The organism is Psychrosphaera sp. F3M07 (genome assembly GCF_018860345.1).
GTDB classification, from domain to species: Bacteria; Pseudomonadota; Gammaproteobacteria; order Enterobacterales; family Alteromonadaceae; genus Psychrosphaera; species Psychrosphaera aquimarina.
This window is the reverse complement of record NZ_JAHKPJ010000016.1, coordinates 249838-266838: the sequence shown is the minus strand read 5'-3', so window position 1 is coordinate 266838 and position 17001 is coordinate 249838. Positions and strand designations below refer to the sequence as shown.

The window sequence follows — 17001 nt, the reverse complement described above, 5'->3', positions numbered from 1 at the left end:
TATGAATCGAATAGGTTTAGTCATTTTATCAATCGTTTGTTTAGTGTGGACACAACCAACATTAGCAAAGTTAGAAATTGTTATTACAGAGGGCGTTAACACAGCTCGTCCAATTGCAATTGTACCTTTTAAATATAACGGCACAGCAACGTTACCTTTAAATTTAGCTGAAATTGTAGCTGCGGATTTAATGCGTAGCGGTAAATTTAACCCAATTAAACAAGAAGACATGCCACAACTACCGCAAACCGATGGCGAAGTGGATTATTCATCTTGGGTATCAACGGGCGTTGAAGCTATATTAGTGGGCACAATAGAGGACGATACGTTAGATCGTTTTACGGTCAATTTTGAATTGATTGATGTACTTCGTGGTCAGATAACGGGTGGGAAAGTGCAAGCATTAAAAGATGGTCGGTTAATAGAAACAAAAGACCATATTATGTTTGAACGAAAAGTAATCATTGCCACAAGCCAATTTAGATTTTATGGTCATAGGATCAGTGATATCGTTTATGAACAATTAACTGGCGAACGTGGCGCTTTTTTAACAAAAGTAGCCTATATAACCATTGAATACGAAGACTTATACCCATATAAATTAGTCGTTGCTGATTATGATGGGGCAAACGAGATTGAATTAGTTAAATCTCCAGAGCCATTAATGTCTCCTTCATGGTCACCTGATGGTAAAAAGTTAGCATACGTTACCTTCGAAAATAACCGTTCTCAGGTGTATGTCCAAGATATCTATACAGGTAAGCGTGAGTTAGTGACGTCTTATGAAGGAATTAATGGCGCGCCTAAGTGGAGTCCAGACGGTCAAAGTTTAGCGATGGTGTTATCAAAAGATGGTAATCCAGAGCTGTATTTATTGCAGTTAAGCAATAAAACATTGACTAGATTGACTAATCATAGAGCAATAGATACGGAACCTAGTTGGGCTCCTGATGGAAAATCAATAGTATTCAGTTCAGAACGTGGTGGTAATGCGCAACTTTATAGCGTAAATTTAGCAACTAAGCGAGTGAAACGCCTAACATTTGATGGTGATATGAATTTAGGTGGGTCGATAACACCGGATGGAAAACATCTAGTTATGGTAAATAGAACTCGTGGTAATTATCATATTGCCAAAACAGAATTAGAGTCAGGAAACTTTCAAGTACTGACAAAAACTAGGCTCGATGAGAGTCCTAGTGTAGCGCCAAATGGATCAATGATTATATATAGTACTATGCACGGCAGTGGACAAGTATTAGCATTGGTCTCAATTGATGGACGCTTTAAAGCGAGATTACCGGCTTCAAAAGGGCAAGTTAAGTCGCCTGCATGGTCGCCATTTTTAAATTAACAACGTTTTATAAGGGTATATACAATGCAATTCAGTGCAATTACCAAAGGGTTACTAATCGCTATTCCTGCTTTAGTTTTAACAGCATGTGGCGCAACATCTGATTCATCAGCTGGAAAGTCACAAACTACTAACGCAGAAGCGGAACAAGCGCAAACTGAGGGTATGGATACTCAAACTGGCACAGTAGATACTGTTCAAGTTGATACTTTAGAAGTTGCTAAAACGCCTGAAGAAATTCAACAAGAAAAGTACGATACTTTACGTCAGCAACAAACTGTTTATTTTGATTACGACACTGCAAGTGTTGATGGCGAATACATGGAATTGTTACAAGCTCACGCAGATTATTTAACAAAAAATCCTGCCGCTAAAGTAATGATCGAAGGTCACTGTGACGAACGTGGTACTCCTGAGTACAACATCGCACTAGGTGAGCGTAGAGCAAAAGCTATTGTTCAATATCTACAAAGCTTAGGTGTTTCTGCTAGCCAAATGACAACTGTTTCTTACGGTGAAGAAAAGCCAATTGATTTGTCTCGTACAGACGCTGGTTTCTCTAAAAACCGTCGTGCTGTTTTAGTATATTAATAGGTAAAAACTACACAATATGAAATTCTCTTTAATTTCTTTACTTGTAGTGACTGGTGCAGCATATTCTGCTGCACCAAACAACGATATTTCGACCTCTGCCATGGCCGAGCAACTTCAACAATTAAAACGGTTGATGCAAGCTCGTGGTGCGGCTCAAGTGAATCTGCAGCAACAAGTCATTGAGTTGCAAGATGAACTTAGTGCTTTAAAAGGTGAGTCGGAAACCCATGCTCATAAATTAGATCAAATTGTTGAACGTCAAAGAGAACTCTATATAGAGATTGAACGTCGTTTAACTAATATACAAGCTCCCCAACAGGCTCCAGTTGCAGTTGTTGATACAACGTCTTCGGCTGAAAGTTCTTATGGCGTCTCGTTAAGCGAAAGTGAAGCGTATGACCAAGCGGTAAATTTGATTCTTAAAGAGCGTCGTTACGATGAAGCCATTCCTGAATTTAAACGTTTTATTAAAAGTTTCCCTCAATCTGTTTATATCGCCAACGCACATTATTGGTTAGGACAGTTGTTGTTTAATAAATCATTGTTTAGTGATGCTAAAACTCACTTTGAACAAGTTATTCGTTTCTATCCAGATTCAAGTAAACGAAGCGACTCTATGCTTAAACAGGCAACTGTAATGCAGAAATTGGGCGACCAAGCTGCGGCAAAAGCGCTTTTTGAGCAAGTTATCAGCGAATATCCAGATTCAACATCAGCCTCATTAGCCAAATCAAGATTAGCTGGTCTTTAAATAGATAATTGTATTTTTTGAGCAGTTTGATTAAAAATAAGGCTAAAAGCTCGATAATTAAAATATTTGCTAAAATAACTTGCACAGTAAATTTAAATAAGTATTATATGCGCCCGCACCAACAGGAAGATTAATCTTCTAAATTGATGCGGATAGAGTGGGTCATTAGCTCAGTTGGTAGAGCAGTTGACTTTTAATCAATTGGTCGATGGTTCGAATCCATCATGACCCACCACTCTTTGTCCTGATATGGGTCATTAGCTCAGTTGGTAGAGCAGTTGACTTTTAATCAATTGGTCGATGGTTCGAATCCATCATGACCCACCATCAGACAAAAGAGTAAGAAGCAAAAGTATTAAAGTGGGTCATTAGCTCAGTTGGTAGAGCAGTTGACTTTTAATCAATTGGTCGATGGTTCGAATCCATCATGACCCACCACTTTAATATCCCTCTGTAGTATGCAAAATCCCGTTATAAATTCACAACATCAAATTTGTTATCTCAAGTGACTTTTGAGAAATATCCGGTATAATCCCGCAAAATTTCAAAACATCTACACGCCATGAATCATATAGAAACTGTGCAACAAGAGTATCCATTTCCTGCTAAACCAGCAGTGTTAAATGAAATTGAAAAACAAGAGTACAGAGATCGCATTAAATCTTTATTAAAAGAAAAAAATGCGGTGTTAGTTGCTCATTATTATACAGATCCTGAAATTCAAGCTTTAGCTGAAGAAACGGGCGGTTGTGTAGCAGATTCATTAGAAATGGCTCGATTTGGTAATCAGCACGCCGCAGATACATTAATTGTAGCTGGCGTTAAGTTTATGGGTGAAACTGCTAAAATCTTAACACCAGAAAAAACGGTGTTAATGCCAACATTAGAAGCGACGTGTTCTTTAGATTTAGGTTGCCCAATTAAAGAGTTTTCTGAGTTTTGTGACCAACACCCTGATCATACAGTTGTAGTATATGCTAATACATCTGCCGCGGTTAAAGCTCGAGCGGATTGGGTGGTGACATCCAGTATTGCTTTAGACGTTATTGAACACATTGATGCGCAAGGTAAACCAATTATATGGGGTCCAGATCGTCATTTAGGCGGGTATATTAATAAACAAACTGGCGCTGACATGTTGTTATGGAACGGTGAGTGTATCGTCCATGATGAGTTCTCAGCAAAAGCGTTGTTAGATCTTAAAAATGTCTACCCTGATGCAGCAATCTTAGTTCACCCAGAATCTCCAGCATCGGTTGTCGAACTTGCTGATGCTGTTGGCTCAACATCACAGTTAATAGCTGCATCGACAAAAATGGAAAACGATACCTTTATTGTTGCCACAGACCGAGGCATCTTTTATAAGATGCAGCAAGCGAACCCTGACAAAACCTTTATTGAAGCTCCAACGGGCGGTAACGGTGCAACGTGTAAAAGTTGTGCTCATTGTCCTTGGATGGCAATGAACGGCTTAAAAGCGATAGAAGAAGCACTTACGGATGCAACAGGGCATGAAGTCTTTGTTGATGAAACGTTAGCTGAGCAAGCAATGAAGCCGTTAACTAAAATGCTTAACTTTGCCGCTGACGCTAAAGTAACCGTAAAAGGCAATGCGTAAGGGAATAGCTACGAGTTACGAGTATGTAGTGTCGAGTAATGAGATGCGAGCTACATGAAAAAAGTGGTATTAGCGTTGAGTTAGAGTGAAATATAACCAGTTGTTTGGGCAGGTTAGATTTCTTCTTGTTATTAGCGCCGTAATTCAATATTATGGCGCCGCTTATTAAATCCTATTAATAAGCATTGCGGAGAGGTGGCTGAGTGGCTGAAGGCGCACGCCTGGAAAGTGTGTTTAGGGTAAAACCTAACGAGGGTTCGAATCCCTCTCTCTCCGCCATTTCAAACCTTCTATATTTTATATCCCTTATATCCAACTATCATTTAACCTCATATATCTTGTTTCGTTAGCATTTAGATACGAATTTAGTACTTACTCTTTTATATAACTCCTAATTAAAAATTGTGTTTTAAAACCCAACTTATCATAGAGGGGTTTACCGGCTTGTGATGCTTGTAAAACAATGGAAGACGCGCCCCATGTTTTGCATAAGTAAATTAACTCTAGCATTAACAAACGTGCTATCCCTTTTCCTTGAAATCCGGCCGATACACCAACTTGATGCACCCCGATTATATTTTCCGTTTTATATAATAGGCCAGTCGCTACAGCTTGATCATTGTAATAGGCCAAGTAGAACTGCATGTTTGGGTCATCAATTAAATTTTCAATCACGGACAGTTCAATTTTATAACCAAAGGCTTTACTAGCAATCGTAACCCACAAGTGAATTTCGGCAATCTTGTTGATCCTTTTAACAATAAAGTGGGGTTGTGATTGTTCAATGACCGATGAGCTAAATTTTTCGCGTGGTAAATACATCGCGGTTTGTTCAAGCTGACATTGCCAGTTGTAATTTATTAGATGTGTTTCTAATGGATTTTGATTTGTGATCCTCGGATTTATTTTATTTCCGTCAAATATTGGCCATACCGGTATTATGGTTGATTTTTCCAATTTTGTTAACCAAGCATGATCATCCGAGCAGGCGTCACTTTCTATCCAGCAGCGATGAGGCCAGCCATTGTTTATATGAATAGTCGGTGAATATGTGTTCGTTAAGCTTGTTTTTTGTTGCAGCTCGCTTGCACCGTATTTTTTCCATAATTGAGTAAGGTTAAAAATATTAGCTAGATCAATGTGCATATCCAGACTCCAAATTGATTAATAAAACGCTGATGATCAACAATGCTGCCCCAACTAATTTTTCAAAATTGATTGGTTTTTCAGGGAAGTTAAACCAACCGAAATGGCTGATTAACATGGCAAATAATATTTGACCTGCTAATGCAAAGGACATCATCGAGCCAACGCCAATTTTGGGAATTAAATAATAAAATACACCAACGCCAAATGCACTTAACATACCTCCGGTAAACCAAAGGTAAGTTGGAACGGCCTTAATATCTATTATGTTTGGGAATTGATTGCTGTTAGAAAACATAGCGGACACTGTAAAAATAAAAGCAACCAAAAAGGCGATACTCGTGCCCAACATCGAATTTTTAAGTAATACGCCAAGTTGAGCATTCATTGTCGCTTGTAATGCAATAGCGGCCCCCGCAGTAAAAGCAAGTAAGTATAAAATATTCATAATATCGCTCCGTCATCTATTGTGGATCCAATTAGTTTTTAAAGATCATCAGCTCATCAAAAGCGAACCTTACTTTTGGCATTGCGGCTTGTGCGTCGTCTTGGCTACGATAACCAATAGGGCAAATGACGGAGGCTGTTAGTCCTTCACTTTCTAACGCAAGAATGGAATCGTATTTTGTTGTGTCAAAACCAGTCATCGGGCAAGTGTCTATTTTCATTGCGGCTGCACAAGTTATAAAATTGCCCAGTGCTATATATGCTTGTTGATGCGCCCACTGCTGTTTTTGTTCATCGCTTTTTTGCTTTAATGCCATTTTCATATGATTGGCATACGGGGCTAATTGCTCAGACGTTGAATTGGTTATTTGATTATGTTTTGTAATATAGCGGTCAACGGTTGCATTACCTATTTCAGTTTGAGCTGCAAATATAATTAAGTGTGAACTATTTGCTACTTTATCTTGCCCGTAAGAATAAGGCACTAGTTGCTGCCGGATAACGGCGGACTCAATAACGATTATTTTATAAGGCTGTAATCCATAAGAAGAAGCACTTAAACGAGTTAACTCTAGCAGTGTGTTTAGGTTCTGCTGTGAAACTTTTTGTTCGGAAAACTGTTTGACTGAATAGCGCCACTGTAATGCTTTTTCTAATTCCATCTTATACCTTCTTTATTTTGTTGTGTTAAATGCTCGGTAGTAAAGCCGAGAGGGCTTAACGACTCAGCGAATAAACGCATATTAAAGAGGGCGTAAGTGAAACTCATTTACATAGGTTGATATTTAGATAAATAAACAGAAGTTAAATGTTTTTTCTAATTCGACTTAATTGGGTAGGGGTAATACCTAGATGAGAGGCTATATGGTATTGCGGTAATCGATGGACAAGGTTGGAGTATTGTTCAACAAATTGTAAATAACGAGCTGTGGCATCACGTTGTACGATTTCTATTTCGCGTGCTTCTTTCGCTAATACCCAGTTTTTTTCTAAGTAATAGATTTGAAATAGTTTTAATTCGTGATTTTCAACAAGAAGTTTCCGATAGGCTTTAAAATCTATTTCAATAATTAATGAATCTTCCAACGCCTCACAAGCTAACATAGATGGTGTTGATGTTAGCAAAGCGGTCATTGAACCTGGGAACATGCCTTCATCAAAAAATACTTTGTTGTACTCATTGCCTTTTTCATCACAAGTAAAGCCTCGGATTAAGCCCTGATAAAGGTACGCATAAGAAGTAGGAACTTTATCCAGGTGATAAAGCGTCTGCTGTTTATTAATCGATCTCAATTTACAAATCGCTTTAAACTCAGACCAAGTATTATCACTGATTGGTGCGTATGACGTAAGCGAAGCTCTTAAAGCGTTAAACGCAGAATTTATCTCAATCTCAGACATATAACATTATATTTAACCTAAAAATCAATGATATCGGTATGCTTTAACAAAATACAGCCTTTAGTGAAAAGATAAACAGGCAGTGAATAACAAGTAAAAGTCGAGTTAATAAAACGTTGTAATTTTATTATTCACTTTCTATTAAAGATTAGGGGGAATAAGGGGAGTAGCCCAATTTCTACAATTATTAGTTGCGATTAACTCAATGCAATAAAATATATTGTAGGTATCCTTGTTTTATTTCCTCGGTTGAACAAGCTACTTTTCTTATGTTATCAATTCAAGCGTTAGAACACCCCAAAATCCAAGTGAATCAATGGACATTAACGCTAGGTGAGTCCTGTGCGGTATTAGGTCGAAATGGTGCTGGTAAACAATATCTTGATATGCTTTTGACTGGAGAGTTAACGACACTAATAAATGCGGATACGCTTATTCTGCCAGACGTGAATGACGTTGCTCTCATTTCTCATGAATCCATTGTAGCTGTTTATGAACATGAATTAGCAATAGATCAAACTGATATGACGGATGAATTTGACTTTGGCACGCCGGTAAAAGAATTTTTACCTAAACACGAATTGAACAATGACATTATTGATAAATTTTACCTTAGGCATCGTTTAGACACTGGGTTTCGGTTGTTGAGTTCCGGAGAGGGGCGAAAGTTATTCATTATTAAAGCCCTACTGGAAAAGAAAAAGTTACTTGTATTGGATAACCCTTTTGATGAGCTTGATCTGCAATCTAGAGCCGATTTAGCCCAGCAGTTAAGTCAGCTATCAGGTTTGGGCATATCCGTTATTTTTATGCTCAATAATCCAGTGGATATTCCTGTTTGGGTTACAAATTTGATGTTACTTCAAACTGGAAAACTTTTGTCATTATCTCATTTAACTGAACGTGAACAACAAACGACGCTAGAGCAGGCATTTTCGGTAACCGATCTGGATGAGGCATTTATAAAAAACAACTTTCAATCTCAAACTCTTGAGTTAAACCCTTTAGTGAAAATAATAGAAGCGACGGTAACGTTAAGTCGAAAAGTGATTTTCGAAAACCTAAGTTTAACCATTTTACCTGAGCAGAACACACTAATATTAGGACCTAATGGTTGTGGAAAGTCTACGTTGTTAGGGCTTATTACAGGGGACAACCCACAGTGTTATAGTAACAATGTCACCGTTATGGGACATAAACGTGGTTCAGGCGAATCCATCTGGGATGTGAAAAAACACTTAGGGATAGTGAGTCCGGATTTACATAGGAACTACCGGGTAAATAGTTCGGTTTTGACCATTGTCCTTTCGGGATTCAAAGATTCAATTGGCTTGTATTCACAGGTGACCAGCCTACAAAAACAAGTGGCCATTGACTGGATAAAACAGTTTGATTTATTTAATAAAGCTAACGAACCATGGCAGTCATTAAGTTATGGGGAGCAACGATTAGTCTTAATTGCTAGAGCACTAGTTAAACAGCCTAAATTATTGGTACTTGATGAGCCTACCCAAGGACTAGATCAAGCAAATCGATCGCTAATCCTTCAGTATTTAACAAAGATCGCAGAACTAAAAGTGTCAACCATAGTAATGGTAAGTCATCGTGTCGATGAGCATTTACCTTTGTTCGCACAAGTTATTAAGTTTTAATGGCTGTTATCGTCGTTAGATTAAGTGCATAAAAAACCGAGCTTACCGCTCGGTTTTTAATCAAATAAAAGTAGTGTTATCTGCTAATTAAGCTAAGTCAAACCTGTCCAAGTTCATTACTTTTGTCCAAGCTTTGACAAAGTCTTCAACAAATTTCACTTTCGCATCGTCACTGGCGTAAACTTCAGCGATGGCTCTTAATTCAGAGTTTGAACCAAAGGCTAAATCAACGCTCGTTGCAGTCCATTTTTCTGAACCTGTTTGTCTATCAAGCCCAATAAAGTGAAAACGTTTATCGGCTTTTTGCCATTTTGTATTCATGTCTAATAAGTTAACAAAATAGTCATTGTTTAAAGTACCAACTTGGTCAGTCAACACGCCTAAATTATTATCTTGATAGTTTATTTTCATTGTTCTTAACCCACCAACAAGCACAGTCATTTCTGGCGGAGTTAAGGTTAACAATTGAGCTTTATCTAATAACAGTTCCTCCGGCGATATTGATGAAGCCGCAGTAATGAAATTACGAAAACCATCCACTTTAGGTTCTAACACTGCAAATGAATCCGTATCTGTTTGCTCTGTACTTGCATCAGTTCGGCCAGCACTAAATGGCACAACCACGTCTACACCGGCCGCTTTGGCCGCTTGTTCTACAGCGTAATTACCGGCAATTACAATTAAATCAGCAAGAGATACTTGTTTATTGTTTTGTTTAGCATTAAATGTACTTTGAATTGTCTCAAGCGTGTTCAAAACGGATTCTAGCTGTTCAGGTTGATTCACTTCCCAATTTTTTTGTGGGGCTAATCGTATACGAGCACCATTAGCGCCACCACGCTTGTCTGAATTTCTGTATGTAGATGCAGAAGACCATGCGGTATAAGCCATTTCAGAGACAGTTAAGCCTGAATCTGTTAATGCTTGTTTAAGTAAGGAAATGTCATTGTCATCAATAAGTTGATAATTCACTACAGGTACAGGGTCTTGCCAAATTAACTCTTCCTCGGGTACTTCTTCCCCTAATAAGCAAGCCTTTGGCCCCATATCTCGGTGTGTTAATTTAAACCAAGCTCGAGCAAATGCATCGGCAAATAACTCAGGGTTAGCATGAAAACGTTTTGAAATAGCGGCATAACTTGGATCCATTCGTAACGCCATATCTGCGGTGGTCATGATAGTGGTTACTTTTTTAGATTGATCATGCGCGCTTGGGGCTAAATGTTCGCTATTCGGATTAACTGGAACCCATTGCCATGCACCTGCTGGGCTTTTCACTAAATCCCAGTCATAACCAAATAATACATCAAAGTAGCCCATATCCCACTTTGTTGGGTTCGCTGTCCAGGCACCTTCAATACCACTGGTAATCGTGTCATCACCACTTCCCGAACCGTGTGAACTGATCCAGCCAAGGCCCATATTTTCAAGTGGTGCAGCCTCTGGTTCTGGGCCAACATGTGCCGCATCACCCGCACCGTGGCATTTACCAAACGTGTGACCTCCAGCAATAAGAGCAACTGTTTCTTCATCATCCATTGCCATACGAGCAAAAGTTTCTCTAATATCTTTAGCCGAGGCAAGGGCACTTGGTTCACCATTAGGTCCTTCTGGGTTTACATAAATCAATCCCATTTCTACCGCTGCTAATGGGTTTTCTAGATCACGTTCTCCAGTATAACGATTATCCGTTAACCATTCTTTTTCTGCGCCCCAATAAATATCTTCTTCTGGGTGCCAAACGTCTTCACGTCCACCGCCAAAACCAAAGGTTTTTAAGCCCATTGACTCTATAGCGCAGTTACCTGCAAGGATCATTAAATCAGCCCAAGATATATGTTTGCCGTACTTTTGTTTTATTGGCCATAATAAACGTCTAGCTTTATCTAAGTTGCCATTATCAGGCCAGCTGTTTAATGGTGCAAAGCGTTGTGTGCCTGTTGATGCACCACCTCGTCCATCGGACGTTCTATAGGTTCCGGCACTATGCCAAGCCATTCGAATAAAAAGTGGACCATAATGGCCATAATCAGCTGGCCACCAATCTTGAGAGTCAGTCATCAGTTCATACAAATCACGTTTTATCTGTTTTAAATCTAACTGATTAAATGCGGTTGCGTAATCAAAGTCATGATCCATTGGATCAGACTTAGTGTCGTTTTGACGTAGTATTTTTACGTTCAACTGTTCAGGCCACCAATCCATATTTTTTGTGCCGTGGCCACCCACTTGTGTATTACTACCATGGCCAAAAGGGCATTTACCGTTAGTATTGTTTTCCATTTTTTTATCCCCTTAAAGGAATTACTGATAATATTTGTTTATCAAAGATAGTTGAGAATGTGTCATTTACTAATTTGTAAAATCGATTGCGTAATGCATAAAAATAAATGACGGTTTAATGTGTGACTAAGTTAGTTGAATGTTGCTCAATAAAGGCTTTGCCTAGTTCAAGACCATGTTTGTAATCATGAATAATCTCTTGTTGTGAACTGCCTAAAACCTTTGTTTTTAAGGGTTTTGTTGGCCTTATTGCCATTACTTTTACACCTATGGGAGGCGTTTGAATAAATTGTTCCGCTTGTCTGTAGGTTGTTTCATGTTTATCTAACAATTTAATAAATTGAGGGCAGTGGTTTTCTCTGCACAATAGGGGTTTTAATTGTTTAACCGGTTTAGGTATAACCTCTTTGGTCTCGTCACTAGTCCTAATGACTAATATATTTTGAGCACCAAGCTGATAGGCCTCATGAACTGGAATAGGCGCGGTAACGCCTCCGTCGACTAAGTCTTTTGACTTATATAAATATGGAATAGCGCTAGAGTGTTTTAATGCGTTTTGCCAGCCATCCTCAACGGGATCAATTAACTCTGTGGTCAGCTTGGTCAAATTAGCCGCAGCAAAACGCACTTTGCGATTCACCGCGTTTCTGTCTGCCTGAACATAGTCAAATAGGTATCTGCTTTTTTGGGTTTGTTCAAAGTACCAATCAAGATCCATCACATTGTTATTACTAAATACACGCCATGGATTAAAAAACTGGATATTACGAGTTAAGTCGTTGATCAAGCTGTAGGCATAACCCGTTTGGTTACTTATGTAACTCGCTACATTTTGAGCTCCTGCGGATGTGCCCACTAAAATTTCGAAGGGATTAAACTTTGCCACTTGCCAATAATCTAAAACGCCAGCAGTAAAAGCACCACGTTGTCCACCGCCTTCGGCAACAAGTGCTAATCCAGGTATTGGTGTTGTATTGTTAAATACGCCTACTTTTGTTGTTTTCATGATATACCCTACAAGTTCATTCTTGGCTTAATAATCAAAGACCACTGTGATGCCTTGGGTAAATACTATTATCTGAGGTAGGTTTAGTAAATTTGAAAAAAGTTAAGAGTATGTTCTATATAATTGAATAATGAATAACAAAAGGAAGGGAGTTGTTAGCCCTACTTGTCTTCCTTCGCAAGGCTAAATATTTATTTGGTATAACCATTAAACTTATGACTTGCTTTGAAACTCCATGTGGTATTTTGCAATTGATTCAATTTGCTGTTTTTCATGATCAAGAATGCCCGAGCTGAGTTTATGACCTGCTAATGAACTTTCAATTTGTTCAAATACTTGTTGATCTACCGAGTCATGAAATTTGCCACTTTTAGTTTTAAAAGCGCCTACATTTCTTTCATCAATAAGTTGTTTATAGGCAACTTGTGCAGCTAAAGGAGTGGTAAGTAATAAACTGTTCTTGCCAAGTTTTATCGGTTTGTCACTGAATAAACTAGGCTCAGAGTTTCCTGCTGTTTTCTTTTTATTTTTGTCACGCAATATAACACCTAACAAGTTATCGTCTTGCCAGTCCTTACCTTGGTAATAATTGCCATGAATATAGGCTTGTGGACCCGCTATTTTATCACTATACCAAAGGTCTAACATGCGCTTTGCTTTTGTGTCAGGCCCTGGTAAATAATAATTGTTAACTAGGCTGAATCGGCCATTTTCACTACCATAGACTGAATTACTGCCCCAGTTGTAAATAATGTTATTGACCAATTCTACGTATTCTTCTTCAGCAGAGTAGGGCGATTTTAAACGGTGCCCATTTAATCTAGGCGTACGACTCATATGATTAGCCACTAAGTTATTGATAAAAGATGCATTACGCCCGCCCCAAATACCGCCGTATCCGTGATCACCTTTTGGGTGGATAGATTTGTTTAAACTGTTGGAGATAATGGAATTTTGCAAGGTGAAGTTAGTATTGTTATATAAACTTGCCGTTTCGTCTGTGCCCCAGCTAATTGAACAGTGGTCAATTATGACATTATGGCTATTGCGTACTGTTAGTGCGTCATCAGCATAACCATATGTGCCTAACCTAAAACGTAAATGTTGAATAATAACTTCATTGGCCGACACACTAAAAGGGGCGCCAACTATGGCTACACCATTTGGAGAGGTTTGGCCTTGAATTGTAATATGACCAGTATTTATTTTAAGTGGCTTTGTTAATTGGATTATTCCAGAAACGGCAAACTGAATAATTCTAACTTTCTTTTGTTTAATTGCATGACGTAAGGTGCCTTGTTGCTCAGAGTCCGATAATGAAGTAACCGTATAAATTTCGCCTCCTTGCCCACCTTTAGTCTGTTGACCAAAACCTAAAGCACCTTCAAATGCGGGGTCTTGAGCATGACTAAATAGAGAGAAAACAAAAGAAAAAAGTAGAATTAATGCGCTGTAAATAAATTGTTTAGTACCTCTAGTCATGATCTTTTCTCTTATGTAATCAATGGAATTGTCCCTGAAAAATATATATTGACAAACTAATTAACATAATGCTAGTTTTTTATGCCACCGGTGGCAAAATATAATAATAAAGTATAAATATTCTTCTGAATTTGATTTATTTAGACCAAATTACAGTGAATGTCGCACTTTCGAATGTCATTGGTATTCAAATAATAATAATAGAATGTGGTATTTACGCAGTTGCCACGGAAGTCAACAGGAGCCTCTTTAGAGAGGTATTTGGGGTATATAGTATGGCTACAAAATTTCCATACAAGGCTCTTTCAGCTTGTATTTTTTTAGCGATGGGTGTCAACGCAAAAGATAATGAGCCTGAGAGTAAAGATAAAAAAGAACAAGATGTAGAAGTCATTGAAGTTAAAGGTGTCCGCCTTGCTGATCTGAAAGCCCGTGGCATGGAGCGTGATAATGATGCTTATAGTTCTGTGGTTGCAACGGATGATTTAGGTAACTTTGTTGATCAAAATGTAGCTGAGTCATTACGACGTTTACCAGGCGTAACTTTGGAACGTAATGAAGGGGAAGGAACCCATGTTGCCATCCGTGGCCTTGGTCCTAACTTTGTCTCGGTTTCAATGAATGGTTCTGAATTGGCTGGTGCCGGTGACGACCGAAAAGTTGGTTTAGATGGTATTACCGGTGATTCTTTAGGGGCCATTGAGGTATTTAAAACGTTAACACCTGAAATGAACCTTAATTCAATTGGTGGCTTAGTTAATGTAAAAGCAATTTCTGCATACGATAAAGGCAAAGATTCTTTTAAATTAAAACTACAAAATTCATATCAAAACCTGAGCCAACAACACTCTCCTAAGTTTACCTTCGATGGGACGTCACTTTTGTTGGATGACACGATAGGTATAGGTTACTCAGCTGGTATAGAAAACCGTAAAACCCACGTCGAAGAATTTCGCCAACATGATACCGCCGCAATGACCTTTAGACAGACCGATGTTGGTTATGTAGATGGCAGTGTTACCAGTGTCACTCCGTTTGGTGCAACTATTATTGCCCCGAGTCAATTTGAAAAAAGGTTAGAAGATGCGGAACGTGAAAGAGCAACAGCAAATATAAATCTAGAGTTTCGTCCAACTGACTTAAGTCAATATTATATTCGTGCTAATTATTCTAGTTATGCCGACAACGACATCGCATTACGTGAAAAATTTGACTTCGCTGATGCTGATCCTATCGGTGGTGGAGAGACTGCTTACGTCAATGGTACCACTAAAGAATTCTTAGTGACGGATATCGATTTACAAAATCAATATTTCATCCAAGAAGGCGATAACGTGACCACTACTGTTAGTATTGGCGGTAAGAACTTACTTGGTGAAGCAACCACCATTGATTATGAATATGCATTTTCTGAATCTGTTTCAGAAATAAAAGATGGCCGTCGAGCGCAGTTTCGTGAACGTGATTTAATCGTTTTGGGTCAAGGGTTACGAGATCACATCAATGCACGTGTTGTCTCACCTGAAGAAGCTGCATCAATTTCGGGATTAGATGCCGCTGTGTTTGTTGGTGGTAATAATGCGGATGTACAAGGGAATGTGAGCCAATTATCTAATTTTGATTTGGATAATATCTTTCTTGAAGACAGTGAACGTACCGACGAAATTGAAAACTTTAAACTTAATATAAAACAAGAATTTGATTCTGAGTTTGTTAATTATGTGAAAGTCGGTGGTACATCTAGCTCTCGATCCCATAAACGTGGCAAAGACCGTTGGAGCTTTATTCCTGCAGATGGTGATTGCAATGAAAATGCAGCTTGTATCGCTATGCAAACATCAACATTAGACGACTACATCAATGAAATACCTAGTACTGGCAACTTCTCATATCCATTGCCAATACGTTCAGAAGTCGAGAATATTACTGCACTTGGAACTGCTTTAGCGTATTCAGCTACGGCTGGTGGCACGACTTTCGAAAGTACCCGTGATGATTATTCTATCAGTGAAGACGCGTATGCTATTTATGCAATGACAGAGCTTCAATTAGCTGATGATATGTCGTTGATTACTGGCGTTCGTTATGTCCATACTGAATTTTCATCGACGGGGTATTTATCGATAAATAACGATAAATTTAATTTTGGTGGTGACAATAGTTTAGACATTAATGTTGCATTACCAGATGCCAAAATAACCTACAGTGAATACTATCCAAGTGCCCATTTACGATACGAACCAACAGAACAAGTGTTAATTCGGGGCTCTATTTGGACCAGTTATACACGCCCATCGTTTAATCAAGCACGTGCCTTTGCCCAGTTAGATAGTCGAATTGTTTTATGTGACCCACATGATTTAACTAATTGTAATGATAACCCAGGAGATCTAGGCAGTCCGAATGCAATTGAACTTCAAGGTTATGTGTTAGGCAGTGAAAATGCGTTAAAAGTAGGTAACCCTAATCTTGTAGCCATGAGCTCTACTAACTTCGATTCTTCAATTAGTTGGTATCCAACAAAAGATTTATTTTTAGAAGCGTCGATCTTTTATAAAAATATAGACAATTTTATCTATGATGCGGTTGGTATTAAAGACAGGATCAATAACTTACCACTAAGTTTACCGGTTGATCATATTAGTGCCTTTGCTATTCCTCAAGACTTAGTTCTTAACGATATTAATATTACCCTAAATGGTGATAAAGCATCTGTAATGGGCATTGAATTAAGTTACAACCAATTTTTTGAATCCGGTTTCTTTATTCAATCCAACACCACATTTTTAGATAGTGAAGCTCAGGTTGATGAAAAAATCAGAGCGGAAAAAATGAAGATGCCAAGCCAAGCTGACATTACAGCAAACTTAGCAATAGGTTGGGAAAATAAAGGGTTCTCGGCGCGGGTGATTGGTAATTATCGTTCCGAAATTCTTGATGCTATTTCTGCATGTCCTTCAGATGCGGACCTTTCTGACCCTACAGAATGTAGAGCCTGGGGAGATCGCTACATCGATGCTATATCTACCGTTGATTTTAAAGTTAAGTACGATATCAGCAAAAATTTATCCATGTATTTTGACGCTATTAACCTAACCGAAGAAGTGGACTTACGTTACATAGAAGGTAACGAAATGTCGGGTGGTAATGTCGCGTTTAAACATGAGTTTTACGGCTCATCATATCAATTGGGACTGACTTATAAGTTTTATTAATCAATAACAAAAATAATAATTTGAGTAATAAATTTTAAGTTGTGGGTAGAGC

13 protein-coding genes and 4 tRNA genes are annotated in these 17001 nt (G+C 38.4%); 10 read left to right on the top strand and 7 right to left on the bottom strand.

Annotation, left to right across the window (positions count from 1 at the left end; all coding sequences use genetic code 11):
- Position 1 precedes the first annotated feature (1 nt).
- The 8 genes from tolB to KO505_RS08115 all read left to right on the top strand — a co-directional run bounded on the left by tolB (position 2) and on the right by KO505_RS08115 (position 4596).
- Positions 2 to 1354, top strand: a complete 1353-nt coding sequence (gene tolB, locus KO505_RS08150; protein ID WP_216054945.1) for a Tol-Pal system beta propeller repeat protein TolB — start codon at positions 2 to 4, stop codon at positions 1352 to 1354.
- A 24-nt stretch (positions 1355 to 1378) separates the two neighbouring features.
- On the top strand, positions 1379 to 1945 hold the full coding sequence (gene pal, locus KO505_RS08145) for a peptidoglycan-associated lipoprotein Pal (RefSeq protein ID WP_216054944.1): 567 nt from the start codon (positions 1379 to 1381) through the stop codon (positions 1943 to 1945).
- 19 nt (positions 1946 to 1964) lie between these two features.
- Positions 1965 to 2699 (top strand): tol-pal system protein YbgF, encoded by a 735-nt coding sequence (gene ybgF / locus KO505_RS08140; protein WP_216054943.1) that lies wholly within the window; start codon positions 1965 to 1967, stop codon positions 2697 to 2699.
- Between the two features lie 159 nt (positions 2700 to 2858).
- Positions 2859 to 2934 (top strand) — tRNA-Lys (locus KO505_RS08135).
- A 16-nt stretch (positions 2935 to 2950) separates the two neighbouring features.
- A tRNA-Lys gene (locus KO505_RS08130) sits at positions 2951 to 3026 on the top strand.
- A 35-nt stretch (positions 3027 to 3061) separates the two neighbouring features.
- A tRNA-Lys gene (locus KO505_RS08125) sits at positions 3062 to 3137 on the top strand.
- Positions 3138 to 3261: 124 nt separating this feature from the next.
- Positions 3262 to 4317, top strand: coding sequence for a quinolinate synthase NadA (nadA, locus tag KO505_RS08120; protein WP_216054942.1), 1056 nt, complete (start codon positions 3262 to 3264; stop codon positions 4315 to 4317).
- 189 nt (positions 4318 to 4506) lie between these two features.
- Positions 4507 to 4596 (top strand) — tRNA-Ser (locus KO505_RS08115).
- Positions 4597 to 4689: 93 nt separating this feature from the next.
- On the opposite strand, the gene KO505_RS08110 is transcribed toward KO505_RS08115, so the two are convergent.
- The 4 genes from KO505_RS08110 to KO505_RS08095 all read right to left on the bottom strand — a co-directional run bounded on the left by KO505_RS08110 (position 4690) and on the right by KO505_RS08095 (position 7311).
- Positions 4690 to 5463: a GNAT family N-acetyltransferase gene (locus tag KO505_RS08110; RefSeq protein WP_216054941.1), complete on the bottom strand. Its 774-nt coding sequence runs from the start codon at positions 5461 to 5463 to the stop codon at positions 4690 to 4692.
- Positions 5453 to 5911 (bottom strand): DMT family transporter, encoded by a 459-nt coding sequence (locus KO505_RS08105; protein WP_216054940.1) that lies wholly within the window; start codon positions 5909 to 5911, stop codon positions 5453 to 5455. Before KO505_RS08105 ends, KO505_RS08110 begins: the two co-directional genes overlap by 11 nt.
- A 31-nt stretch (positions 5912 to 5942) precedes the next feature.
- Positions 5943 to 6572, bottom strand: a complete 630-nt coding sequence (locus tag KO505_RS08100) for an NAD(P)H-dependent oxidoreductase (protein ID WP_216054939.1) — start codon at positions 6570 to 6572, stop codon at positions 5943 to 5945.
- Positions 6573 to 6714: 142 nt separating this feature from the next.
- A complete protein-coding gene (locus KO505_RS08095) occupies positions 6715 to 7311 on the bottom strand; it encodes a Crp/Fnr family transcriptional regulator (protein WP_252731703.1) in 597 nt (198 codons plus the stop codon).
- 269 nt (positions 7312 to 7580) lie between these two features.
- Between KO505_RS08095 and KO505_RS08090 the strand changes: the two genes are divergently transcribed.
- Entirely contained in the window at positions 7581 to 8963 is a 1383-nt protein-coding gene (locus KO505_RS08090) for an ATP-binding cassette domain-containing protein (protein WP_216054938.1), read from the top strand.
- A gap of 87 nt (positions 8964 to 9050) precedes the next feature.
- Here the strand turns inward: KO505_RS08090 and katG are convergent, their stop codons facing one another.
- The 3 genes from katG to KO505_RS08075 form a co-directional block, all read right to left on the bottom strand.
- Positions 9051 to 11246: a catalase/peroxidase HPI gene (gene katG, locus KO505_RS08085; RefSeq protein ID WP_216054937.1), complete on the bottom strand. Its 2196-nt coding sequence runs from the start codon at positions 11244 to 11246 to the stop codon at positions 9051 to 9053.
- A gap of 115 nt (positions 11247 to 11361) precedes the next feature.
- The gene (locus tag KO505_RS08080) at positions 11362 to 12252 is read right to left on the bottom strand and encodes a patatin family protein (protein WP_216054936.1); all 891 of its coding nucleotides are present in this window, start codon (positions 12250 to 12252) and stop codon (positions 11362 to 11364) included.
- A gap of 213 nt (positions 12253 to 12465) precedes the next feature.
- Complete coding sequence (locus KO505_RS08075; protein WP_216054935.1) at positions 12466 to 13734, bottom strand: polysaccharide lyase family 1 protein; 1269 nt, start codon at positions 13732 to 13734, stop codon at positions 12466 to 12468.
- 275 nt (positions 13735 to 14009) lie between these two features.
- Here KO505_RS08075 and KO505_RS08070 point away from each other — a divergent pair, with 275 nt between their 5' ends.
- A complete protein-coding gene (locus KO505_RS08070) occupies positions 14010 to 16949 on the top strand; it encodes a TonB-dependent receptor (protein ID WP_216054934.1) in 2940 nt (979 codons plus the stop codon).
- Positions 16950 to 17001: the final 52 nt, after the last annotated feature.